This window comes from Nesterenkonia halophila, assembly GCF_009467795.1.
In the GTDB taxonomy this organism is placed as follows: Bacteria; Actinomycetota; Actinomycetes; order Actinomycetales; family Micrococcaceae; genus Nesterenkonia; species Nesterenkonia halobia.
On sequence record NZ_WIAX01000013.1, the window covers coordinates 98490 to 120306 of the forward strand.

A 21817-nucleotide genomic window follows, 5' to 3' on the forward strand; every position below is an offset into this window, starting at 1 on the left:
GCTGAGGAGGATGGAGTCCATGACGACCCTGCTGACCGGATTCTTCACCTGCCTGGCCCTGATCATGGCGATCGGCGCGCAGAGCGCCTGGCTGCTGCGCCAGGGCCTGCGCCGCGACCGCGTGGGCACGGCGGTGCTCGTCTGCCTGGTCGGCGATCTGATCCTCATCGGGCTGGGCACCCTCGGCGTGGGCACCGTCCTGGACCACACGCCGTGGCTGATGGAGATCGTCCGCTGGCTCGGGGTGACTTACCTGGTGTGGTTCGCCGTGCGCTCCTTCGCCTCGGCGCGCACCGCCGACCGGGGGCTCTCGGTCGAGGAGCCGGAGGCCCCCGACGACGACGGCGCACGCGACCAGCCGGCGAGCGACGGCGCGCGCGGCCGCGGCGATGACGGCACCGTCGTCGTCGGCGAGGACGGTCCGGACGCGACGCCGGGTCCGGTCACGACGCAGACCCGGACGGTGCGGCTGACCTCGACGTCATCCGACGACGCCGGGAAGACCCGAGCACGGGCGGTCTCCCCGATCCTCTCGGTGATCGCCGCCGGGCTGATGGTCAGTCTGCTGAACCCGCACGCCTGGGTGGACACCATGGTCGTCATCGGGTCGATGGCCACCAGCTTCGGCGCCGAGAAATGGATCTTCTCCGCCGGCGCAGTGCTGGGCTCGCTCTCCTGGTTCCTGCTGCTGGCCTACGGCGGCCGCGCGCTGGCCGGGGTTCTCGACCGGCCCCGCACCTGGCAGATCATCGACGTCGGCGTCGGCGTCACGATGCTGGTGGTCGCCGGGCTGCTGGCCTTCGGCGGCTGATCCGGGGGCCTGCCCCGGACGCACGGCCCTCAACCGTGCCGCTGCAGCGCCGCATGCGCGGCGTGCCAGCCGTTCATCCCGTGGGCCCCGCCGCCGGGCGGGGTCGAGGCCGAGCAGAGATACACCCCGTCGACGCCGGTGGAGTACGGCGCGCCGGCCGTCGGACGCGCCAGGAACTGCGCCGGCGTAGGCACGCCGCCGCTGATCGAGCCGCCGACCAGGTTCGCGTCCATCGACTCCAGGTCCTGCGGGGACCACACCTGCTCGGCCAGCACGCGCGCGCCGAAGCCCGGCGCCTGGGACTCGATCTCCGCGCGGATCGCCGCGGCCGCCCGCTCGACGCCGCGGCCGGAGAGCCCGTGCGGCACATGGGCATACGCCCAGGCCGCCGACTGCCCCTCCGGGGCGCGCGTCGCATCGGCCGCACTCGGCTGGGCGAGCAGCACGTAGGGGCGCGAGGCCAGCACGCCCTGGGAGGCGGCCGCCTCGGAGCCGGCGATCTGCGCGCCCGAACCGCCCAGATGCACCGTCGAGGCCCTCCCCATCTCCGGATGCCGCCAGGGGATCCCTCCGTCGAGCAGCAGGTCGATCTTCACGATGCCGGGGCCGTGCCTGAAGCGACGCAGCGCCCGACGACGTGCGGCAGGCAGCGTCAGGCCCTCCAGATCCAGCAGTTGCCGGGTGTCGAGGTCCAGCAGCACGACGTCGACCGGCTGACCGCTGCGCGCGCGCCCGGCCGAGTCGACGCCCTCGACGCGGCGCGGCCGGGGCCCGCCGCCTCCGATCGTCGTCGCCGTCGTCGGCACTGCTGAGGCGCCGGGCAGCGAGCCGGCGCTGACCTCGCTGACGCCGGTGACGCGCATATCGGTCTCCACGCGCCCGCCGTGCCCGGCCAGCTCGGCCAGGAGCGCGTCGACGATCGCCTGCGAACCGCCGCGGGCGACCGGCCAGCCGGTGCTGTGCGCCGCCGCGCCGAAGAGCACGCCGAAGGCCCCGGTCAGCGGCTGGTGGAACGGCGCCGTCGAGTGAGCGGCGAGCCCGGCGAAGAGTGCCTTCGCCCGTGCCGTGCGGAAGAGCCGCAGCACCGCCGACGCCGGCCAGGCGCCGCGGGCGCCCAACGAGGCCATCGCCGCCAGCCGGGCGGTGCCGTGCGGGTCGTCGTCGCGCAGCTGGGTGCAGATCTCCTCCAGCGTGGCGAACGGCGGACCGAAGGCCGAGTCCGCGATCGCCTCCCAGCGCCGCGCGGGTCCGTCCATCAGCAGCCGCCAGGCTCCGGCGTCCTCGCCGAGGGCAGCGGCGGTCTGCTCCAGCGAGTCGTGCAGCAGCGCCGGGGGCTCGTCGTCGAGCGCATGCGCGGCGGGGATCGGGGCATGGGCCCACTCGAGGCCGTGGGAGGTCAGGTCCAGGGCGGCGAAGGCCGGCGAGGCCGCGCCGATCGGGTGGACGCTGGCGCCGAGGTCACTGACGACGTCGTCGCCCAGCAGCCGCTGCGAGCGCATCGCCCCGCCCGGCACCGAGGCGGCCTCATGGACGGTGACCTCCCAGCCGGCGCGCGCGAGCACGCAGGCGGCGGTCAACCCGTTGGGTCCGGAGCCGACGACGGCGGCGCTGCGCTGGGTCATGCCCCGACTCTAGTCGGCGGCGGCGCCCAGGACGACGGGGCGGGGTCAGGCCGCCGACGCCGTCACCGCCGTCGAGCCACCATGGCACCGTGCGGCCGCGAGCCGGGATCATGGCGCGCATGACGCTCCTCCACGGCGAACCCGGCCTCGGCCAGCAGCTCCTCGAGCATCTCCGGCGACCAGTACCAGGCCGGAGTCACGGCATGCTCGAAACGCTCCCCGGCCTCGCCGCGGAAGAAGCCCAGCAGCAGGCTCCCGCCCGGGGCCAGCACCCGGGAGATCTCGGCCAGACCCGTCGGCAGCCGCTCGGGCGGCAGGTGGATCAGCGAGTACCAGGCCAGCACCGCACCGCGACTCGCGGTCGGCACCGGCAGCCCTTCGGCGTCGGCCTGGCGGAACTCCGGCACCTGCCATCGCGCCCGCGCCGACGCGATCATCTCGGCCGAGACGTCGACGCCGAGCACCTCGCGGCCGCCCTCGGCCAGCAGCGCCGTCCAGTGGCCGGGCCCGCAGCCGACGTCGAGCATCGGCCCGCGGATCGCGTCCCGCCAGCGGGTGATCAGTGTGCGGTCCTCGCCCGCCATCTGCTCCAGCGCGCCGAGACGGGCGATGTACTCGGCGGCGCGGGCGTCGTAGGCCGCCGATGTCGCGGTGATCGGCCCCGCCGCCGAGCCGGCCGCGCCGTCGTCCGCGCTCACCCCCGCCCCGCCGGCGAGGCCGCCGAGCCGCCGAAGAGCACCGGCACCGCCGGAGCGCCGGGGATCTCGGCGACCGCGGCGACGGTGCGGATGAACACGATCAGCCAGAAGAACAGCACCCCGGCGGCGATGAGCTCCAGCGAGGTGAGGTTGTAGTAGCCGATCGGCTTCCAGAGGGTGATCGCGAAGATCAGTCCGCCGGCGGCCAGCCAGCTCATCAGGTAGGTCGCCCGCGGGAAGCCGGGCAGCCAGTACGGCAGCCCGACCAGCAGCCCGATGAAGAAGACGCCGAAGCCGCTGGTGAAGGTCGAGTGCAGCTGGTCGTGGAAGTTGATCGGCACCAGCCCGACCCCGGCCAGCGAGATGCCCATGCCGATCATCGCGATGCGCACCACCCCGATCCGCGGGGTGTGGACATGGCGGCTGACGGTGATCCGCAGCCGTTCGCCGGCGCCGATGCGGCCGCGCAGCGCCCGATCGACCTCCTCGCGGCGACGCAGCCGCTCCTGGTGCCGCGAGCGGGTCCGCTCGGCCCAGATGCGCAGGTCGCGGGTGATGAAGGCAGTCAGCGTGGTGATGATGATCCCGGAGACCACCAGCGTGGTGTTGAAGGTCCAGAACGAGGTCATCCCGGCCTGTCCGGTGCCCAGCTCGGAGAACATCACCTGCCACCAGTAGGGATTCTCCGCATACAGCATCGAGACCAGCACTCCCGAGGCCATGAAGATGCCCAGCAGCGAGGAGACGGAGAATGCGGTGAGCCGCGCGCCGGAGTTGAAGCTGAAGTAGGCGGCGACGACGCCGACCACGCCCAGCAGCGCCGAGCCGGCCAGATAGTCCACGCGCAGGCCGACGAAGGCCTCCTGGAACACCCGGAAGATCCCCAACGCACCCATCACGGCGATGGAGGAGTGCACCACGAGCAGCGCGACGGCATCGATGAGCTGACGGACTTTCGGGCGCTGCCCCAGCCAGAGATTCGCCATGCGCGCGTTGAGCGAGTAGCCCAGCAGGAAGGCCGCCCCGGCGGCCACGCCGCCGACGATCGAGGCGTAGAACTGGATGGACTGCTCGCCGGCGAGCTCGGGATGCCGTCCGGGGAAGACCACGAGGCCGGCGAGCACGCCCAGCACCCCGCCCAGGATCGCGCTGAGCACCGCGCGGGACTCGATGAGCACCTGAAGCCGCGCCTGGGACTCCTGCTGGCGGGCCGTGGTGGTCGTCGGATGGGCCGCCTCCTCGGCCGCGGCGACGGCGGCCAGCCGGCGGGCCGACCCGTGGCTGGGCAGCCGGTCGGAGGGATCCGGCAGCGGATCGTGGGCGACGTCGCCGTCGACGCCGCCGGGCAGCAGGCCGACCCGCCGCATCCGTCCGCGGACTCCGCGTCGGGCGTCGTCCTGGGCCATCGCGCCTCCCTTCCTCGCCGCGCGCTCGAAGCACCTATTCTGCCAAGCGATTCTGTCAGCACGACGACGGCGCCGCCGAGACGCCGACGCCGGCTCCGCCGAGGACGAACGCCCCGGACCGGCCCGACACGCGCCGGCCTCCGCGCTTAGACTGACGTCCATGAGTCGGACCCCGCATCGCCTCGACCGCGGAGAGCACATCTTCTCCTGGTCCATCGACGTCGACGCCTCGGCCTCGGAGCTGTACGCGATCATCGCCTGCCCGCACCGCCACCACGAGCTGGACGGCTCGGGCACGGTGCGCTCCACCGCGATCGGCCCCCGCCAGCTGATCGACGGCGACCGATTCCGCGTGGACATGCGGATGAAGGGCATCCCCTATGCGCTGACGATGGTCACCACCGCCGCCGTCACGGACCGCCTGGTGGAGTGGCGCCACCCCGGCGGACATCGGTGGCGCTGGGAGCTGGAGCCCGTGTCGCAGGGCGTAACACGCATCACAGAGAGCTACGACTTCCGCGGCCAGCCCGCGCCGCTGCGCCGCCTGCTCGGCATGACCGGGTCGCATGCCGCCAACGACCAGGGAATCCGCCGGTCGTTGCAGAAGGTACATGATCGCTTCGACTCCTGAGGCGGAGACGGGCATGCGCAGTCCGACGCCCGCGGATCGCGCGATCGGCGGGCGTCATAGTCACCACCGTCGCGATGACGATCCATCTCACTCATGCCGTCAGGGCCGTGTCTCGTTACACTGAAGACACCTGTTGCACCAGACGTCTCCGCAGACCGTTCCCCCGCGGGGGCGTCGACACGACCCGTCAGGAGAGACTGCATGTTCCACGCAGAGATCAACCGGACCCTGACCGCAGCCGTCAATCTGATGAACACCGCCGAAGGCCTGCACAGCGCGAAGCCCAGCCCCGATGAGATCACCAGCATCGAGAGCCTGCGGAAGTTCGTCGCCGCCCAGGACGCCGAGCTGAAGTGGCCGTCCTCCGGCCTCGACCGCTCCCAGGTGGACGGCATCATCGAGCTGCGGGACACCCTGCGCGAGATCTGGTCCGCCGCCCCGATCACCGGCGGCCGGCCGGTCGAGCAGATCAACGAGCTGCTCGACGGGGTGAGCACCAAGCTGGTGCGCACCGACGAGACCTCCACGACGCCGGAGTATCGGGCCGCCCCGATCCCGGTGAGCAGCCAGCTGGTCGACGTCGTCACCGCCGCCGTCGGCGATGCGCTGAAGTTCCTGCTGGTCAACGATGAGACCAGCCGGATGCGCACCTGCCGCGGAGACGACTGCGACGCCGCCATCATCGATCTGACCCGCAACCGCTCGAAGCTGTTCTGCGACTTCGGCAACTGCGCCAACCGGGCCCACGTGCGCGCCTACCGCGCCCGGCAGGCCGCGCTGCGCGAGGCCGGCAAGCAGGCGCTGAAGGAGTCGGAGACCGGGGACAAGCTGGCCAAGCCCTCCGCCGCGGAGAAGGCCGCCGAGCTCGACGAGCCGACCTCGGAGTCCGGGGTCGCGGCGAAGCAGTTCCGCAGCGCCATGCGCGACGAGCTGATGGATCAGCGCGACACGAAGGGCGGCAAGAAGAAGAAAAAGAAGAAGAACAAGAAGTGATCGGCGCCCGGTGATCGGCGCCCGGTGATCGGCGCCCGGTGATCGCCGCCGCGTCATCGGCCGCGCAGCATGCGGGCGGGCCCTTCCACAGGGCCCGCCCGACTGCGTCTCCGGCAGGATCCCGGCCGGTCAGCGACCTCCGACGGTGTCAGACCCGGTCGGTGGCCTGTGTGGCGCCGGCCTCGCGCGCGCAGTGCGCGCAGCAGTACATCGCGCCCGAGACGGACTCGACGCCGTGGCCGAGGATCCGACACTCGCAGCGGCCGCAGCGGGGAGCCATGGCCTGGGCGGCGCATTCGAAGCTGTCGAAGACCCCGCGCGCCTCTCCCTGGGTGATGGTGAACGGCTTGTCGTACTCATTGCCGCAGATGTCGCAGGCCGCCATCAGCGATTCACCTCCGTGCCGAGGCGCTGCGCCAGCAGGCTCTTGGCCTGCTCCGCCCCCTTGGTGCTCTCGCGCTGGGCCTTCTCGAAGAGTTCGGCGAGCTCGGCGTCGCCGTCGCGCTCGGCGTCTGCCCGGTAGGTCTCGAGCCGGAGCACGTTGGAGAGGCACTGCTCGGCGAACCAGACGAGATTGTAGTTCTTGTCCTTCGTCCCGGTGACCTGGCCGCCGTCGACTGCATCAGTCATGGCCGCCTCCTTCCTCGACGCGCAGGATGCGCCGTCGATCCGTGGGGTGGTGTCACATCGGTCCATGACGCCCGAGGCGTCACTCAGGACGCTAACGCCCACTCACCGCGAGGCCAAGGGGCGGCGGGCCGGTCGAGGCCCCCTTCACGTCGCTCGACGGTCGACCCCAGAGTGGAGGCATGGCGACATATCGGACGACCAACCCGACCACAGGACGCACCGAGACCGAGTTCCCCACGCTCGACGACGGTCAGGTCGAGCACATCCTCAGCCGCTCGGACGCGGCGTACCGCACCTGGCGGACGACGCCCGCGCAGCAGCGTGCCGCGGCCCTGACCCGGGTCGCCGATGCCTACGAGGCCCGCGCCGAGGAGCTGGGACGACTCATCGCCACGGAGATGGGCAAGCCGCTCGACCAGGGGATCGGCGAAGCGCAGCTGGCCGGCTCGATCTACCGCTGGTACGCCACGCACGGACCGGACCTCCTGGAGTCCGAGCAGCTCGACCCCCAGGGCGCCCGGGAGTCCCTCGTGCAGACCGAGCCGATCGGGCCGCTCGTCGGCGTCATGCCGTGGAACTACCCCTACTACCAGGTGGCCCGCTTCGTCGCGCCCAACCTCATGGCCGGCAACACGATCGTGCTCAAGCATGCCGAGATCTGTGCGGCCTCCTCCGAAGTCATGGCCCGGATGCTGCACGACGCCGGAGTGCCCGAGGACGCCTACATCAACGTCTTCGCCGGCCACGAGCAGATCGCCTCCATGATCGCCGACCCGCGGGTGCGCGGCGTCTCGCTCACCGGCAGCGAACGGGCCGGATCGGCCGTCGCCGGCACCGCCGGGGAGCACCTGAAGAAGGCGGTGCTGGAGCTCGGCGGCTCGGATCCGCTGATCGTCCTGGACGACGTCGACGTCGAGCACGTCGCCGGCGTCGTGGCGAAGGCGCGGCTCTCGAACGCCGGCCAGGCCTGCAACTCGCCGAAGAGGATGTTCGTGCCCCGGGAGATGACCGAGGCCTTCCTGGAGACTGTGCTCGCGATCTTCGAGCAGGCGACGGTCGGCGATCCCCTGGACGAGGCCGTCGACGTGGGCCCCCTCTCCTCTGTGGAGGCGCGCGACGGCGTCGTCGAGCAGGTCGCCCGCGCCGTGGAGCAGGGCGCGACGCTGCACACCGGCGGCGAGGCGCTCTCCGGGGAGGGCGCCTTCATGCGCCCTGCCGTGCTGACCGGGGTCACGCGGGAGATGGATGCCTACTGGGAGGAGATCTTCGGGCCCGTCGCGGTGATCCACAGCGTCAGCTCCGTCGACGAGGCCGTGAAGCTGGCCGACGACGTCGACTTCGGGCTCAGCGGCTCCGTGTGGGGCCGGGATCTCGACCGCGCCCAGCAGGTCGCCGACCGGCTGGAGGTCGGCATGGCCTATGTGAACGAGCACGGCACCACGCTCCCCGGACTGCCCTTCGGCGGCGTGAAGCGGTCCGGCTTCGGCCGGGAGCTCGCCCGCTGGGGCATGGGCGAGTTCGTCAACGTCCGGCTGCGCCGCACGTCGGCGCTGTGATCCCGGAGCCGGCCGCGCCCCGAGCTGGTCAGTCCCGAGCCGGTCAGTCCCGGCGGTCGCCCTCGGCGTCGTCGGATGCGGCGTCGCCGTCCGCCGCGGCGTCGTCGGCGCGCCCGAACTCCGGCTCGCCCTCGGCCTCGCGGGCCTCCCGGGCCTTCTGCCGGGCGGCCTCGCGCCGACGTTCGGCGACCTGCTGGCGGTAGAGCTCCTCGGAGTCGCGGTTCACGCCCGATCCCTCGGCGAGTTCGTCGGGGTTCTCGCGCGCGGCGAGCTGCAGCATCGAGACGAGCAGCAGCGCGACGATGAAGGCCACGCCGAAGGCGATCAGCGCCAGGTCCACGCGCGGCTCGGCCTCGGTGCCGCCGGAGGCGGTGACCAGGGTGACGAGGGCGGCGACGACGCCCAGGGCCGCGGAGAAGATCAGCGGCGCCTTGACCGTCTCGATCAGCGAGCGACGCTCCTTGGAGTGGTCAGCCACGGGTCTCCTCGTTCCTGGTCGGATCGGTGGGCCCGGCATCATCCGCAGAGCCTGCAGGCGGGGTGCACCCGCCGGGCCGTCGTCCATTCTACGCCGCGTAGTAGAGCGGCGGCGAGCCGGGCTCAGTCGGCCGCGCGGCGGGCTTCATGGGTCATCGAGGCCCCGCTGATCATCAGCAGCACCGCCAGGATCACCAGCCCCATGCCGGCGATCCCGAGGATGCCGTGCACGTCCAGCCGCATGCCCGCCAGCAGCCCGACGCCGGTGGCCATCCCGACGCCGCCCTGGACCAGCAGATCCCGGGCGGGGACGAAGTCCGGCCGGCCGCGCAGGCCGGCGATCAGCTCGGCCAGCCCCATGCCGAGGAAGCCGGCGGCGGCGACGATCGCTCCCGCCGTCGCCGAGGGCACGAAGATCACGCCGACGCCAACCAGCACCCACAGCGCCGCGCCGGAGGCCAGCGGCCCGCGGACGGCGTCGGGGACCACGACGGTGTCCTTGGCGTAGTCCCAGATGGCGGTGCCCGCCAGCACGAAGTAGGCGGCCAGCGAGATCTTGAGCAGCAGCAGGGTCTCGCCCTGCCAGAAGATGGTCACCAGCGCGAGCAGCGCGGTGACGGCGGCGCGCAGCCAGACGGGGCGGGCCAGCTGCTCGGCGGTCGCGGCGGGGATTCTCTGCACAGGCACGCCGGCGATTCTACGCTTCCTCGCCCGCGGCGCTCACCGAGGACTCACGCGGCGTCGCCGCCGACCATCCAGGCCTCGCCGCGAGCGCGCACGCCCAGTGTCAGCGCCCGGGCGCCGATGAAGACCACGCCGTAGCCGACCCACAGCCACACCACGGAGGCGGTGCCGGTCAGCCCGGCAGAGCTGATCCAATACAGCGCCGGGGCGTAGAGGGCCAGGTTCACCAGCCCGGCCAGCGCCAGGTAGCGCACGTCGCCGGCGCCCATGAGCACACCGTCGAGCACGAAGACCAGCCCGGCGATCGGCTGCGCGGCGGCGACGACCAGCAGCGCGGCGCCGATGGCCGAGGCGACGGCCGCGTCGGGGGTGAACAGCGGGGCGCTCAGCGGGCCGACGACGGCGATCACCGCGCCGGTGACCACGCCGAAGCCGACGCCCCAGAGCACCATGGTCCGGGTCAGCCGCGCCGCAGTCTCCAGCCGGTGGGCGCCGAGCTCCTTGCCGATCAGCGCCTGGGCGGCGATGGCCAGCGCATCGAGGATGAAGGCCAGCGTGGAGAAGACGGTGAAGGTCACCTGGTGGGCGGCCAGCGTGTCCGGGCCCAGGTCGGTGGCCACCAGCACGGTCGCGACCATCGCCGCGCGCAGGCTCAGCGTGCGCAGCAGCATCCAGGACCCCACGGAGAAGGCCTTCCGCAGTCCCATCGGATCGGCGGTCAGCGGCACCGCGTGCTCGCGCAGCCGCGGGACCAGCAGCGTCAGGTAGACCAGCGCCATCCCCCACTGGGCGATGGAGGTGCCCAGCGCCGCACCGGCCACGCCGAGGCCGGCCGGGTGGACCAGGATCAGGTTCAGCAGGATGTTGGCCCCGAAGCCGCAGCCGGCGACGACCAGCGGGGTGGTGGTGTCCTGCAGCCCGCGCAACACCCCGGTGGCGGCGAAGACCAGCAGGATCGCCGGGATCCCGGGCAGCGACCAGAGCAGATAGGCCCAGGCCTGGTCGAGCATCGCGCCGTCGGCGCCCATCAGCTGCAGCAGCGCCTCGCCGGCGGCCAGCCCGGCGGCGACCAGCACGACGCCGATGATCACCGAGAGCCAGACACCGTCGCGGCCGGCGGCCAGCGCCCGGGACATCCGCCCGGCGCCGACGGAGCGGGCGACCTGCGGCGTCGTCGAATAGGCCAGGAAGATCATCAGCCCGGTGACCGTCTGCATCACGGTCAGGCCGAGTGCGGCCCCGGCGAGCTCCTCGACGCCGAGCCGGCCGATGATCGCGGTGTCGGCCAGCAGGAACAGCGGCTCGGCCACCAGGGCGCCCAGCGCCGGGACCGCCAGCGCGAGGATCCGGCGCGGCAGCGAGCGCCTGTCGGTCGCCGCGGGGACGTGCTCGGCCGGCCCGCTCTGCTCGGTCTGCTCGGTCTGCCCGCTCTGCTCCTGCGGTCCGGCGCGCTCGTCGTCGTGCCGCGGGCTCATCCCGCCAGCACCGGTCCCAGCACCGGCGACAGCACCGGCGCGACCGTCGCGCCGAGCAGGCCCAGCACTGCGACGCCGCCGTCGGGCATCGTGTCAGGCAGCTGCTCGGTGAACTCCTTCATCGGCCCCTGCAGCAGGTACTGCAGGCTGACCGCCATCGAGTTGTTGAAGGCATGCAGCAGCCACGAGTACAGCAGCGAGCGGCCCGAGAGGATGTAGCCCAGGGTGAAGACCAGGCCCATGGTCACGTAGGGCACCAGCGTCGCGATCGAGAGGTCGTCGGTCGGTCCGATCAGGGCGGGGATGAAGTGGATCATCGGGAAGACCGCCACGGAGATGCCTGCGCAGATCCAGATGTTCAGATGCCGGGAGAGCTTGCCGATGAGCAGGTGACGGAAGAAGAACTCCTCCACCAGCGGCCCCAGCAGGCCGAGGACCACTAGTGCGCCCAGATACGGCACGGCGCCGAGCATCTGCTCGATGGCCTGCTGGTTCGCCGAGACCTGCGGCTGGTCGCTGATCAGCGAGACCAGCGTGGCGTTGACGAGGATGATCGCCAGCCAGCTGACCGGCACCAGCAGCAGCTTCAGCCACCACAGCGGCGCGAAGGTGCGCACGGCGCGCATCATCGCCGGGCCGGCCAGCAGCAGCACCACCAGGGCCATGAGCACGTAGGCGCCGGCGTTGACGAGGAACTGCGAGAGGGCCATCTGGTCGGCGTCGCCGCTGGTCATCATCCGGCGGACCGGCGGCAGGAGAGTCGCGACGAGGCCGGCGCCGCCGACCATGAAGGTCGCCAGGTAGAGCACGACGGCGCCCAGGTCCCACCAGCTGAATCGGCCCGGCTCGGCGTCGCGCTGGCGATGGCGCGACGGCGCCGGGCGGGGCGGCTGCGGCGGCGTCCACCAGCCGGGCTGGCCGCCGGGCTGACCCTGCGGCGCGCCGGGCGGCGGGCCCTGCGGCGGTCCCTGCGGGTCCGGCTGCTCGGGAGCGCCGTAGGGGTGCGGTCCGGGCGGCGGAACGGGCGGACCGCTGCGGTAGGTCTCCCGCGGATCCCGCCCCTGCTGGTCATCGTTCGGGGTGCTCATATGGCGCTCAGCCTAATGAAGCCGCCCTCGGCGCGCATCACCCCTGAGGCGGAGTCGAGGTCGCCGGGCTCGGCCCGCACAGGGAGCCGGACCGGGCCGGCCTGGTCCGGAGGGATCAGACCGACTGCGCCACCGGGCTCGGCGCGAGCAGCGTGGCATTGCGCAGCTCGCGCAGCGAGCGGGCCTTCTGCGCCACGGCGTGGTCGGCGTCGGTGATCGGCTGCCAGGGGGTGATGTGCCGCGCCGAGCCGGCGCCGTCGGGGGCGACCATCACCGGCAGGCCGTAGGCGACCACCTCCGGGTCCTTCTCCCAGCGTGCGCCGGCGCGGACCCGGACCAGCACGTGCATCGACTTCGAACCGGTCAGCACCAGCCGGGCGTCGGCCTCGACCAGATCGCCGACGTGGATGGGCCGATAGAAGCGCACGCCGCCGGTGAGCACCGCGGCGACGTCGAAGCCCGAGTACCGCTCCGCGCAGATCTCGGCGGCCAGGTCGATCCACTTCATCACTGCGCCGCCGCGGATCTTGCCGTCCGGGTAGCGCTCGTCGGTCTCGGCCAGGAACCGCATGGTCAGGCCTTCGGAGGTGCCCATGTCCTCGGGCATCGAGCTGATGGTGTCCTCGACCTGGCGGCGGTAGATCATCCGCTGGGCGGCGTCGACCGAACGGCGGCGCTGCAGCTCGGTCTCCGCCTCGAAGGGCGTGATCCGCCGCGGCTCGCCGTCGTCGCCGACGGCCACGTAAATCATGAAGCATTCGGTGCAGACCTGCCAGCCGCGCTCGGGATGCTGGATGAGCACCCGCGTCTGGATGTGCACCGAGGTGCGGCCGGTGTGCACCACGCGGGCCTGGACGGTGGCCGGCATGTCGCGCGGGACCGGCGTGGTGAAGTGCATGTTCCCGACGTAGGAGGTCACGCAGTCCGCCCGCGCCCAGGAGGCCGCACAGGCGTAGGCGGTCTTGTCGATCCAGTCGACGACGGTGCCGCCGGCCACAGTGGACTCCTTGGAGGTGCCCTTGACCTCGCGGAAGGTGAGTTCGATCGTGCTGCGCCGCGCCATGTCCTAGACGCTAGCACCGATGCCCGCGCCGGAGGGACGACTCCGTGGCACGTGTGGGAATGGGGCCGCATTCCCACACGCGCCACAGAGTCATCACAGAGCGACGCGGAGACCTCCCGTCCCGGCGCGGGCAGGCATGATGGGTGGAGCCGTCGCCGATGTGGCGACCGCGCCCCGTGCTCCCTCCAGCAGACTCCCCGAGGACGTGACCCCGCGATGCAGACCCGATACGCCGTCGTCGGCGCCGGCCTGGCCGGCGCGTCCACCGCCCGCCGCCTGGCCGCCGACGGCGAGGAGGTCACGCTGATCGAGCGCGGACGCCCGGCCGATCCGCTGGGCAGCTCCCACGGCTCGGCCCGGATCCTGCGCTACGCCTACCCCGATCGGCTCTCCGTCGAGCTGATGGCCGCCGCCCGTCCCGGGTGGGAGGAGCTCGAGGCGCGCAGCGGGCGACGCCTGCTCACCCCGACCGGCGCGCTGGACCACGGCGCGGTCCGCGACCCGCGGCAGCTGGCCGGAGTGCTCGAGGCCGTCGGCGTCGACCACGAGCTGCTCTCCGCCCGGCAGGCGGCCGCCCGCTGGCCGATGCTCTCCTTTGACACCGAGGTGCTCTGGCACCCCGACGCCGCCGTGCTGGACGCAGAATCCACCGTGGAGGCGATGCTCGACCTCGCCGTCGACGACGGCGCGCAGCTGCTCACCGGCTGGGAGGTCGAGCTGGTCGAGCGCGCCGGCACCGGGTTCCGACTGACCTCGACCGACGGCGAGACGCTCGAGGCCGAGCGGGTGGTCGTCTGCGCCGGCGGCTGGCTGCCGGCGCTGCTGCGCCGCCTGCCGGTGCCCGCGGGGTTCCTGCCGGCGCTGCACGGGATCACCGTCCGCCAGGAGCAGGCATTCCACTTCCCGCACCGGCCCGAGCACCGGGAGCCGGACTCTGCCGAGGGGGCGCCCGGGGGACAGCCCGGGACGCAGACCCGCTGGCCGACGTTCATCCACCAGTCCGCGGAGATGACCACCTACGGGCTGCCCGGCGGCCGCGACGCCGGATTCGCCGGCCAGAAGGTCGCCGAGTACGACGGCGGCCCGGTGATCGACTCGGCGGCGGCGCAGGACGGCCGCGTGGATCCGGAGAACCGTCGGCGCGTCGTCGACTTCGTCCGACGCCGTCTGCCCGGCGCCGAGCCGGCGCCGTACGCCGAGACGACCTGCCTGTTCACCACCACTCCGGATGCGGCCTTCCTGATGGACTCCTGGGACGGGCTGACGGTGATCTCGCCGTGCTCCGGCCACGGGGCGAAGTTCGCCCCGCTGATCGGCGAGCTGGGGGCCGGACTGGCCGCCGGCGACGTCGCTCGGCACCGTCCGGTGCCCGCGGCCTTCCGCGCCGACCGGCGGATCGGCTGAGCCGGTCACCGGGAATCGCCCCCGCCGACGCCTGGTGACCGGGCATCAACCTGCTTAGGATGGGGAGGACGCGGAGCCGGCTCCCCGTCGGCACGGCCCGTCGCGGCCGCTGACCTGCGCCGGGAGGCCGCAGCACCGCCGCAGCAGGACCGTCCGGCGGCACCGCGCCGGACGGAGGCCGAACCCGGAGGGCTCCGACCGCTCCGACCGCTCTGACCGCCGCGCGCCGGCGACCCGCCGACGCCCGTCGTCGCGACGACGCATCCCATCCCGCACTCCACGAGGTATCGATGCATCCTTTCGAGAATCCGTTCCGCCACAGCGCCGAGGCTCGTCGGCACGCTCTGCGCCACTTCCGCGCCGTCATCTTCGACATGGACGGGGTGGTCACCGACACTGCGAGCGTGCACGCCGACGCCTGGAAGGAGCTCTTCGACGCCGCGCTGGAGGAGGTCGCCGGCGCCCCGCAGCCGGAGTTCACCCAGCAGGACTACCTGGACCACGTCGACGGACGGCCGCGCGAGGAGGGCGTGCGCGCGCTGTTGGCAGCCCGCGGCCTCGACGTCGCCGAGGGCACCGAGGACGACGGCCCCGACCAGCTGACGATCCGCGGGCTGGCGGCCCGCAAGCAGAGCTACTTCGAGAGCGTCATGGACCGCGACGGCGTCGGGGTCTTCGACACCACCGTCGACCTCGTCCGCCAGCTCGGCGAGGACGGCATCCCCACCGCCCTGGTGACTTCCTCGCGCAACGGCCGCACCGTGCTGCGCGCCGCCGGCCTGCTCGACGCGTTCACCGCGATCGTCGACGGCAGCGACGCCCTCGAGCTGGGCCTGCCCGGCAAGCCCGACCCGGCGATGTTCCGGCACGCCTCCACGCTGCTCGGCGTCGAGCCCGAGGACTCCATCGTCGTCGAGGACGCCGCCTCGGGCGTGCAGGCCGGCCACCGCGGCTCCTACGGCATGGTGGTCGGGCTGAACCGCGGCGACGACCCGCGGCGGCTCAAGGACGCCGGCGCCGACGTCGTCGTCGCCGATCTGTCGGTGATGAACCTGGCCACCCGCACCACCCGCCCCCACGACCCGGACTGGGTGCTGACCTACCACCATTTCGACCCCAAGGACGAGCCCACCCGGGAGGCGCTCTGCGCGCTGGCCAACGGCTACTGGGGCACGCGCGGCAACTACCCGGGCACTTCGGCCGACGCCACCCACTACCCCGGCACCTACATCGCCGGGGTCTTCAACCGGCTGCACACCGACCTGATGGGCAAGACGGTCGAGACCGAGCACATGGTCAACATCCCGGACTGGACCCATCTGGAGGTCACCCCGGAGGCCGGCTCGGCGCTGCTGCCGGGCTCGCCCGAGCTCGTCGACTACCGCCAGGAGCTGGACATGCGCCGCGGACTGCTCACCCGCACCGCCCGCTACCAGGATCTGCACGGCCGCCGGACCCGGGTGGTCACCCGTCAGTTCCAGTCGATGGCCGGGACCCAGCTGGCCGCCATGGAGATGACGATCGAGGCGGAGAACTGGTCGGGCAACATCAACGTGCGCTCGATGACCGACGGCCGCGTCGCCAACCGCAACGTCGCCGCGGACCGCGAGCTGGCCGGCAACCACCTGGAGCCGGTCGACTCCCGCGAGGTCGACGGCGAGACGGTGCTGCTGGAGACGATGACCAACCAGTCGCAGGTGCGCGTCGCCCTGGCCACCCGCACCTCGGTGACCTCCGACGTCGCCGTCCCGCCGATGCGCCGGCCGGTCTCCGAGGGCGACCTGGTCGCCGGCCATGACATCTCGCTGCAGCTCGACGCCGGCGCCCCGGTGACGCTGGAGAAGATCGCCTCCGTGGCCAATTCCCACGACCACGCGATCTCCACCGTCTGGCACGCCGCGGTCAAGCGGGTCCAGCGCGCGGACGCCTTCCGCACCATGCTGACCTTCCACGAGGAGATGTGGGGCGTGCTCTGGCGCCGCTTCGCCGCCTCCATCGGCTCGGAGCCCTCGCGGCAGCAGATGGCGTTGAACATGCACACCTTCCACGTGCTGCAGACCGCCTTCGGCGCCCGCCGCGAGCTCGACGCCGGCGTCGGCGCCCGCGGACTCCACGGCGAGGGCTACCGCGGGCATCTCTTCTGGGACGAGATGTTCATCTATCCGATGCTGACCCTGCGGCGCCCGGAGATCACCCGCGGGCTGCTGATGTACCGCTACCGGCGGCTCGCCGAGGCCCGCGCCATGGCCGCGTCGGAGGGCCACGCCGGGGCGATGTACCCCTGGCAGGCCGGCTCCGACGGCCGCGAGGAGACGCCCACCGAGCTGTGGAACCCGCGCAGCCAGATGTGGATGCCGGACAACTCGCACCGGCAGCGCCACGTCTCGCTCGCGATCGCCTACTCGGTGCTGCAGTACTTCGAGACCACGCAGGACTACACTTTCCTGGCCGACTACGGCGCGGAGATGCTGGTCGAGATCAGCCGCTTCTTCGTGTCGCTGACCAGCTACGACGACGAGGCCGACCGGTACGACATCGACGGCGTGATGGGGCCGGACGAGTACCACGACGGCTATCCGGAGACGCCGGGCTCGGGGGTGCGGGACAACGCCTACACCAACGTGCTGACCTCCTGGATGCTGCGCCACACCGCCCGTCTGGTCCGCGAGCTCGACGGCCGCGACGACCCGCTCTCGGAGTGGCTGGACATCTTCGAGGACGAGCTCGACAGCTGGGAGCACATCAGCCGCCGGCTGCGCGTGCCGTTCCACGCCGACGGGGTGATCAGCCAGTTCGCCGGCTACGAGGACCTGCTGGAGTTCGACTGGGAGGGCTATAAGGCCCGGTACGGCAACATCGGCCGGCTCGACCTGATCCTGCAGGCCGAGGGCGACGCGACCAACCGGTACAAGCTCTCCAAGCAGGCCGACGTGCTGATGCTCTGCTACCTGTTCTCCACGGACGAGCTGATCGAGGCCTTCGACCACATGGGCTACTCGGTCTCGGTGGAGGACGTCCGGGCGACGGTGCGCTACTACCTGGCCCGCTCCTCGCACGGCTCGACGCTGTCCCGGCTGGTGCACGGCTGGGTGGCGGCGAAGTTCGACCGCTCCAGCTCCTGGAACCTGTTCAAGGAGGCGCTGGAGGCCGACCTCTCCGACACCCAGGGCGGCACCACCCGGGAGGGCATCCACCTGGGCGCGATGGCCGGCACCGTGGACATGGTGCTGCGCTGCTACGCCGGAGTGGAGACCCGCGCCGACGCGCTCTGGCTCCATCCGCTGCTGCCCGACGAGCTGCCCGAGGTCACCTTCCGGATGCGGTACCGCAACCAGCCGATCGTCGTCCACGTCGACCACCGGGAGGTCACGCTGAACCTCTCCGGCGGCTCCGCCGAGCCGATCGACGTCAACGTCGAGGGCAAGCACAAGCTGCTGCACCCCGGCGAGATCTGGGTCGTGGAGCTGGAGCACTCCGCCCGCGCGCTGGCCGACTGAGTCGGCGAGCAGCATCGAGCGGCCGCTCATGACGACGCCTGACCCGGGATGCGACGGAGTCGACGCCGAGATCTCGTCACGAGAGGCCACTCGATGCGGCGCGCGAATCCAGGGTGCCGCATCCCGCGCCACGAGGGCGCGGATCGTCTCGATTTCCGATCCACTCGAGAATCGAGTGGAATGGACCTATGCATGACGTCCCGCGCCCTCACGCTCCGGAGCCGCCCGACACGAGCCGGGCCGGCCGCCCGGCGACCCTCGCCGCTCTGGAAGCCGTCCGGCTGCTCGACGACTCCCTGGACCGGACGCACCATCGGCTGAAGTCCGCGGTGGAGATGAACGCCTCCGACGTCAGCACGCTCCGGATGCTGGTGATCCGCGAGCGGCAGGGCACGCGGACCACGCCTCAGGACATCGCCGAGCATCTGCGGCTGAGCACGGCGACGGTGACGACGCTGCTGGACCGCCTCGCCGCGGCCGGCCACGTGCGGCGGACTCCGCATCCCGCCGACCGCCGGTCGCGGATCGTGGAGCTCACCGATCAGGCGCGGAGCACCTTCCTCCGGCACTTCGGCGGCGAGCTGCAGGCGATGCGCGAGGTCATCGAGGCCCGCGACGACGCGGACCTCGACGTCGTCACGGCCTTCCTCACCGACCTCGCCGCGGCCCTGGCGGATCCTCAGGACCAGACACAGCCCACGCGGGCCGCGCGGCCGACGCAGGCGACATGGCCGGAGGAGGACGCATGAGCACCCCGACGCACGACGCGCGCACCCGATGGGCCCGACGGCTGCTGCCGCTGCTGGTGGTGCTCGCCTGGCTGGCCTGGACCGGAGCCGGCGGCACGACGTTCGGCGCGCTCTCCGAGGTCACCAGCAACGACCAGGTGACCTTCCTGCCGGCCGAGGCAGAGTCCACCCGGGCGGCGGAGCTGCAGCAGCAGTTCGCCGACTCCGACGCAGTGCCGACGACAGTGGTCGCCGAGCGGGACTCCGGGGCCTCCGACGGTCTGGAGGCCTCGGCCCGCGCCGACGCCGACGACGCCGCCGAGGCGCTGCGCGCGACGCCGGGGGTCACCGAGGTGGCCGGCCCCGTCCCCTCCGAGGACGGCGCGGCCGTGCAGCTCACCGTGCTGCTGACGGAGCAGGCCGCCGACGAGGGCGCCGTCCAGGAGGTGCGCGCCGTCGCCGCCGAGCACTTCGACGCCTCCGCATGGACCGCGCATGTGACCGGCCCGGCGGCGCTCTCGGCCGACCTCTCCTCGGCGTTCGCCGGGATCGACGGCATGCTGCTGCTGGTCGCCGTCGTCGCAGTGTTCGTCATCCTCATCCTGGTGTACCGCTCGCCGCTGCTGCCGCTGCTGGTGCTGCTCTCCGCGATCGGCGCGCTGTGCGCGGCGGTGACAGTGGTGCACCAGATGGCCCTGCAGGGCTGGATCGAGCTGAACGGCCAGGTGCAGGGGATCCTGTCGATCCTCGTCATCGGCGCCGCCACCGACTATGCGCTGCTGCTGGTCGCCCGTCACCGGGAGGAGCTGCGGCACACCGCCGATCGCCATGCGGCGCTGCGCACCGCCCTGCGACGCTCGACGCCGCCGATCCTCGCCTCCGGCGGCACCGTCGCGCTGGCGCTGCTGTGCCTGCTCTTCTCCGATCTGAACTCCAACCGGGCCCTCGGTCCGGTGGCCGCCGCCGGCATCGTCTTCGCCATGGCCTCGGCCCTGACCTTCCTGCCGGCGCTGCTGTCCCTGACGGGCCGAGGCATCTTCTGGCCGCGCATCCCCCGCGCCTGCGACGCCGCGGCGGACCGCGCGGACGCGCACGCCCGGACGGGCCTGTGGGCCCGGACGGCCGGATGGGTGCGCGCCCGCCCGCGTCCGATCTGGGCCGTGGTGCTGCTGGTCCTGATCGTCGGCGCGGCCGGCGTGACGCAGCTGCGCGCCGACGGCGTGGAACAGTCCGAGGTGGTGCTGACCGAGACCGACACGAAGGCCGGGCAGGCCATGCTGGCCGACCATTTCGACGCCGGGACCGGGGCGCCGACGAGCGTCTTCGCACCCGCCGACGAGGCCGAGTCCGCACTGCAGACCGTCCGCGGCGTCGACGGCGTCGCCGCGGCGCAGCTCGTCGCCGAAGGCGGGGCGCCGGCGCAGGAGGCCGCGCAGGCCCGCGTGGTCGACGACCAGGTGCAGATCTCGGCCACGCTGGAGGATGCGACGGACTCCCCCGCCGCCGAGTCCACCGTCCAGCAGCTGCGCGACGAGCTCGACGCCGTCGACCAGGAGGCGCTGGTGGGCGGGACGACCGCCACGCAGCTGGACACCAATGCCACCGCCCAGCGCGACCTGATGGTGATCATCCCGGCGGTGCTGGTCTCCGTCGGGGCGATCCTGGTGCTGCTGCTGCGCTCGCTGGTGGCCCCGCTGCTGCTGGTGGCCGCGACCACGCTGTCCTTCCTGACCGCGCTGGGCGTCTCCGCGCTGGTGTTCAACCACGTCTTCGACTTCCCCGGCGCCGACCCCACCGTCCCGCTGTACGGCTTCATGTTCCTGGTGGCGCTGGGCGTGGACTACACAGTGTTCCTGATGACCCGCGCCCGCGAGGAGGCCCCGCATCGAGGGCCCCGTGAAGGCCTGCTCCACGCGCTGGTGGTCACCGGCGGGGTGATCACCTCGGCCGGCGTCGTGCTCGCGGCGACCTTCGCCGCGCTCGGGGTGCTGCCGCTGATGTTCATGGTGCAGTTGGCGTTCCTGGTGCCCCTCGGGGTGCTGCTGGACACCTTCGTCGTCCGCACGCTGCTGGTGCCCGCGCTCGGCGTCGATCTCGGCGGGCGCCTGTGGTGGCCCTCGCGGATCGGCCGGACGACGGGCGCAGAGCGCGTGTGAGGGAGCCTGCGTGAGGCCTGCCGGCATCGAGCGGCCGCTGATGACGACGTCTGAGCCGGGAGACGCCGGCGTCGACGCCGAGATCTCGTCACCAGAGGCCACTCGATGCGGCGTTCGAAACCGCGTGCCCGCCTCTCACCCCACGAGGGCGCGCAGCGTCACGTAGAGCACGGAAGGCCCCAGCAGGCAGCCCACCCCGGTGAAGAAGGTCGCGGTCATCGCGCCGTAGGGCACCAGCCGCTCGTCGGTGGCGGCGAGGCCGCCGGCGACGCCGGAGGTGGTGCCCATCAGCCCGCCGAAGGCCATCGCCGCCTTCGGGTTGTTCAGCCGGATCAGCGGGGCGATCATCGGGGTCGCGACCATCACCACCACGGACTTCACCAGCCCGGCGGCCACCGACAGCGCGATGACGTCCGATCCGGCGCCCACGGCGGTGCCGGTGACCGGCCCGACGATGTAGGTCGCCGCGCCGGCGCCGATGGTCGCCATCGACTCGGCGTCGGTGTAGCCGAAGGCCGCGGCGACGACGGCCCCGACGATGAACGAGACCACCACGCCCAGCAGGATCGACAGTACTCCGGTCGCCCCGCTGCGGCGGATGACGCTGAGGTCCACGCCGTAGGCGGTGGAGACGATGGCGAAGTCGCGCAGCATCGACCCGCCCAGGATGCCGAGCCCGCCGAAGATCGCCAGATCGGCCAGCCCGTCCTCGCCGCCGGTGGTCGCGCCGCCCCAGCCGGCGAGCGCCAGGCCGAGGATGATCGCGATGGCCGAGCCGTGCAGCCGGCCGCGGGTCAGGCTCCGCGACATCCAGCCGGAGACGAGCATCAGCACGCCGACGGCGGCGAAGGCGACCAGCAGATCGTTGTCCTCCAGCACTGAAACGATGGTGTCCATC

General features: G+C 72.5%; 19 protein-coding genes. 8 read left to right on the plus strand and 11 right to left on the minus strand.

The window, feature by feature from the left end; genetic code table 11:
- Window positions 1–19: 19 nt before the first annotated feature.
- Window positions 20–811, plus strand: a complete 792-nt coding sequence (locus GCL72_RS07350) for a LysE/ArgO family amino acid transporter (RefSeq protein WP_153144056.1) — start codon at window positions 20–22, stop codon at window positions 809–811.
- A 29-nt stretch (window positions 812–840) separates the two neighbouring features.
- Here the strand turns inward: GCL72_RS07350 and GCL72_RS07355 are convergent, their stop codons facing one another.
- From GCL72_RS07355 to GCL72_RS07365, 3 genes are all read right to left on the minus strand, one after another.
- Complete coding sequence (locus GCL72_RS07355) at window positions 841–2433, minus strand: phytoene desaturase family protein (RefSeq protein WP_153144057.1); 1593 nt, start codon at window positions 2431–2433, stop codon at window positions 841–843.
- 62 nt (window positions 2434–2495) lie between these two features.
- The gene (locus tag GCL72_RS07360) at window positions 2496–3131 is read right to left on the minus strand and encodes a class I SAM-dependent methyltransferase (protein ID WP_246161076.1); all 636 of its coding nucleotides are present in this window, start codon (window positions 3129–3131) and stop codon (window positions 2496–2498) included.
- Window positions 3128–4537: a hypothetical protein gene (locus GCL72_RS07365; protein ID WP_153144058.1), complete on the minus strand. Its 1410-nt coding sequence runs from the start codon at window positions 4535–4537 to the stop codon at window positions 3128–3130. The genes GCL72_RS07360 and GCL72_RS07365 overlap by 4 nt, the downstream gene beginning before the upstream one ends.
- A 160-nt stretch (window positions 4538–4697) precedes the next feature.
- Here GCL72_RS07365 and GCL72_RS07370 point away from each other — a divergent pair, with 160 nt between their 5' ends.
- Both GCL72_RS07370 and GCL72_RS07375 read left to right on the plus strand, forming a co-directional pair.
- Entirely contained in the window at window positions 4698–5168 is a 471-nt protein-coding gene (locus GCL72_RS07370; RefSeq protein WP_153144059.1) for an SRPBCC family protein, read from the plus strand.
- A gap of 201 nt (window positions 5169–5369) precedes the next feature.
- On the plus strand, window positions 5370–6161 hold the full coding sequence (locus tag GCL72_RS07375; protein WP_170289588.1) for a CGNR zinc finger domain-containing protein: 792 nt from the start codon (window positions 5370–5372) through the stop codon (window positions 6159–6161).
- 148 nt (window positions 6162–6309) lie between these two features.
- Here the strand turns inward: GCL72_RS07375 and GCL72_RS07380 are convergent, their stop codons facing one another.
- Both GCL72_RS07380 and GCL72_RS07385 read right to left on the minus strand, forming a co-directional pair.
- Complete coding sequence (locus GCL72_RS07380; protein ID WP_153144061.1) at window positions 6310–6546, minus strand: hypothetical protein; 237 nt, start codon at window positions 6544–6546, stop codon at window positions 6310–6312.
- Window positions 6546–6791, minus strand: coding sequence for a hypothetical protein (locus GCL72_RS07385; RefSeq protein WP_153144062.1), 246 nt, complete (start codon window positions 6789–6791; stop codon window positions 6546–6548). Before GCL72_RS07385 ends, GCL72_RS07380 begins: the two co-directional genes overlap by 1 nt.
- A 179-nt stretch (window positions 6792–6970) precedes the next feature.
- Here GCL72_RS07385 and GCL72_RS07390 point away from each other — a divergent pair, with 179 nt between their 5' ends.
- A complete protein-coding gene (locus tag GCL72_RS07390) occupies window positions 6971–8347 on the plus strand; it encodes an NAD-dependent succinate-semialdehyde dehydrogenase (protein WP_153144063.1) in 1377 nt (458 codons plus the stop codon).
- Window positions 8348–8390: 43 nt separating this feature from the next.
- Here GCL72_RS07390 and GCL72_RS07395 read toward each other — a convergent pair whose 3' ends face one another.
- From GCL72_RS07395 to GCL72_RS07415, 5 genes are all read right to left on the minus strand, one after another.
- The gene (locus GCL72_RS07395; RefSeq protein WP_153144064.1) at window positions 8391–8825 is read right to left on the minus strand and encodes a hypothetical protein; all 435 of its coding nucleotides are present in this window, start codon (window positions 8823–8825) and stop codon (window positions 8391–8393) included.
- Between the two features lie 122 nt (window positions 8826–8947).
- On the minus strand, window positions 8948–9511 hold the full coding sequence (locus GCL72_RS07400; protein ID WP_153144065.1) for a hypothetical protein: 564 nt from the start codon (window positions 9509–9511) through the stop codon (window positions 8948–8950).
- A gap of 44 nt (window positions 9512–9555) precedes the next feature.
- On the minus strand, window positions 9556–10983 hold the full coding sequence (locus GCL72_RS07405; protein ID WP_246161077.1) for an MATE family efflux transporter: 1428 nt from the start codon (window positions 10981–10983) through the stop codon (window positions 9556–9558).
- Complete coding sequence (locus tag GCL72_RS07410) at window positions 10980–12071, minus strand: CPBP family intramembrane glutamic endopeptidase (RefSeq protein ID WP_153144066.1); 1092 nt, start codon at window positions 12069–12071, stop codon at window positions 10980–10982. The genes GCL72_RS07405 and GCL72_RS07410 overlap by 4 nt, the downstream gene beginning before the upstream one ends.
- Window positions 12072–12186: 115 nt before the next feature.
- Window positions 12187–13134 (minus strand): acyl-CoA thioesterase, encoded by a 948-nt coding sequence (locus tag GCL72_RS07415; protein ID WP_153144067.1) that lies wholly within the window; start codon window positions 13132–13134, stop codon window positions 12187–12189.
- A 216-nt stretch (window positions 13135–13350) separates the two neighbouring features.
- Here GCL72_RS07415 and GCL72_RS07420 point away from each other — a divergent pair, with 216 nt between their 5' ends.
- The 4 genes from GCL72_RS07420 (at window position 13351) to GCL72_RS07435 (ending at window position 20919) form a co-directional block, all read left to right on the plus strand.
- Window positions 13351–14538: an FAD-dependent oxidoreductase gene (locus GCL72_RS07420; protein WP_153144068.1), complete on the plus strand. Its 1188-nt coding sequence runs from the start codon at window positions 13351–13353 to the stop codon at window positions 14536–14538.
- A gap of 290 nt (window positions 14539–14828) precedes the next feature.
- Complete coding sequence (locus tag GCL72_RS07425; RefSeq protein WP_153144069.1) at window positions 14829–18035, plus strand: beta-phosphoglucomutase family hydrolase; 3207 nt, start codon at window positions 14829–14831, stop codon at window positions 18033–18035.
- A 188-nt stretch (window positions 18036–18223) separates the two neighbouring features.
- Window positions 18224–18784, plus strand: a complete 561-nt coding sequence (locus GCL72_RS07430) for a MarR family winged helix-turn-helix transcriptional regulator (protein ID WP_153144070.1) — start codon at window positions 18224–18226, stop codon at window positions 18782–18784.
- On the plus strand, window positions 18781–20919 hold the full coding sequence (locus GCL72_RS07435; protein WP_153144071.1) for an MMPL family transporter: 2139 nt from the start codon (window positions 18781–18783) through the stop codon (window positions 20917–20919). The genes GCL72_RS07430 and GCL72_RS07435 overlap by 4 nt, the downstream gene beginning before the upstream one ends.
- 135 nt (window positions 20920–21054) lie before the next feature.
- Here GCL72_RS07435 and madM read toward each other — a convergent pair whose 3' ends face one another.
- On the minus strand, window positions 21055–21816 hold the full coding sequence (madM, locus tag GCL72_RS07440) for a malonate transporter subunit MadM (RefSeq protein WP_153144072.1): 762 nt from the start codon (window positions 21814–21816) through the stop codon (window positions 21055–21057).
- Window position 21817: the final 1 nt, after the last annotated feature.

Excerpts from the sequence above, each read along its gene's own strand:
- GCL72_RS07350 (WP_153144056.1), top strand. The coding sequence starts at position 20 with ATGACGACCCTGCTGACCGGATTCTTCACCTGCCTGGCCCTGATCATG.
- GCL72_RS07355 (WP_153144057.1), bottom strand. The coding sequence starts at position 2,433 with ATGACCCAGCGCAGCGCCGCCGTCGTCGGCTCCGGACCCAACGGGTTG.
- GCL72_RS07365 (WP_153144058.1), bottom strand. The coding sequence starts at position 4,537 with ATGGCCCAGGACGACGCCCGACGCGGAGTCCGCGGACGGATGCGGCGG.
- GCL72_RS07370 (WP_153144059.1), top strand. The coding sequence starts at position 4,698 with ATGAGTCGGACCCCGCATCGCCTCGACCGCGGAGAGCACATCTTCTCC.
- GCL72_RS07375 (WP_170289588.1), top strand. The coding sequence starts at position 5,370 with ATGTTCCACGCAGAGATCAACCGGACCCTGACCGCAGCCGTCAATCTG.
- GCL72_RS07380 (WP_153144061.1), bottom strand. The coding sequence starts at position 6,546 with ATGGCGGCCTGCGACATCTGCGGCAATGAGTACGACAAGCCGTTCACC.
- GCL72_RS07385 (WP_153144062.1), bottom strand. The coding sequence starts at position 6,791 with ATGACTGATGCAGTCGACGGCGGCCAGGTCACCGGGACGAAGGACAAG.
- GCL72_RS07390 (WP_153144063.1), top strand. The coding sequence starts at position 6,971 with ATGGCGACATATCGGACGACCAACCCGACCACAGGACGCACCGAGACC.
- GCL72_RS07405 (WP_246161077.1), bottom strand. The coding sequence starts at position 10,983 with ATGAGCCCGCGGCACGACGACGAGCGCGCCGGACCGCAGGAGCAGAGC.
- GCL72_RS07410 (WP_153144066.1), bottom strand. The coding sequence starts at position 12,071 with ATGAGCACCCCGAACGATGACCAGCAGGGGCGGGATCCGCGGGAGACC.
- GCL72_RS07415 (WP_153144067.1), bottom strand. The coding sequence starts at position 13,134 with ATGGCGCGGCGCAGCACGATCGAACTCACCTTCCGCGAGGTCAAGGGC.
- GCL72_RS07420 (WP_153144068.1), top strand. The coding sequence starts at position 13,351 with ATGCAGACCCGATACGCCGTCGTCGGCGCCGGCCTGGCCGGCGCGTCC.
- GCL72_RS07425 (WP_153144069.1), top strand. The coding sequence starts at position 14,829 with ATGCATCCTTTCGAGAATCCGTTCCGCCACAGCGCCGAGGCTCGTCGG.
- GCL72_RS07430 (WP_153144070.1), top strand. The coding sequence starts at position 18,224 with ATGCATGACGTCCCGCGCCCTCACGCTCCGGAGCCGCCCGACACGAGC.
- GCL72_RS07435 (WP_153144071.1), top strand. The coding sequence starts at position 18,781 with ATGAGCACCCCGACGCACGACGCGCGCACCCGATGGGCCCGACGGCTG.
- madM (WP_153144072.1), bottom strand. The coding sequence starts at position 21,816 with ATGGACACCATCGTTTCAGTGCTGGAGGACAACGATCTGCTGGTCGCC.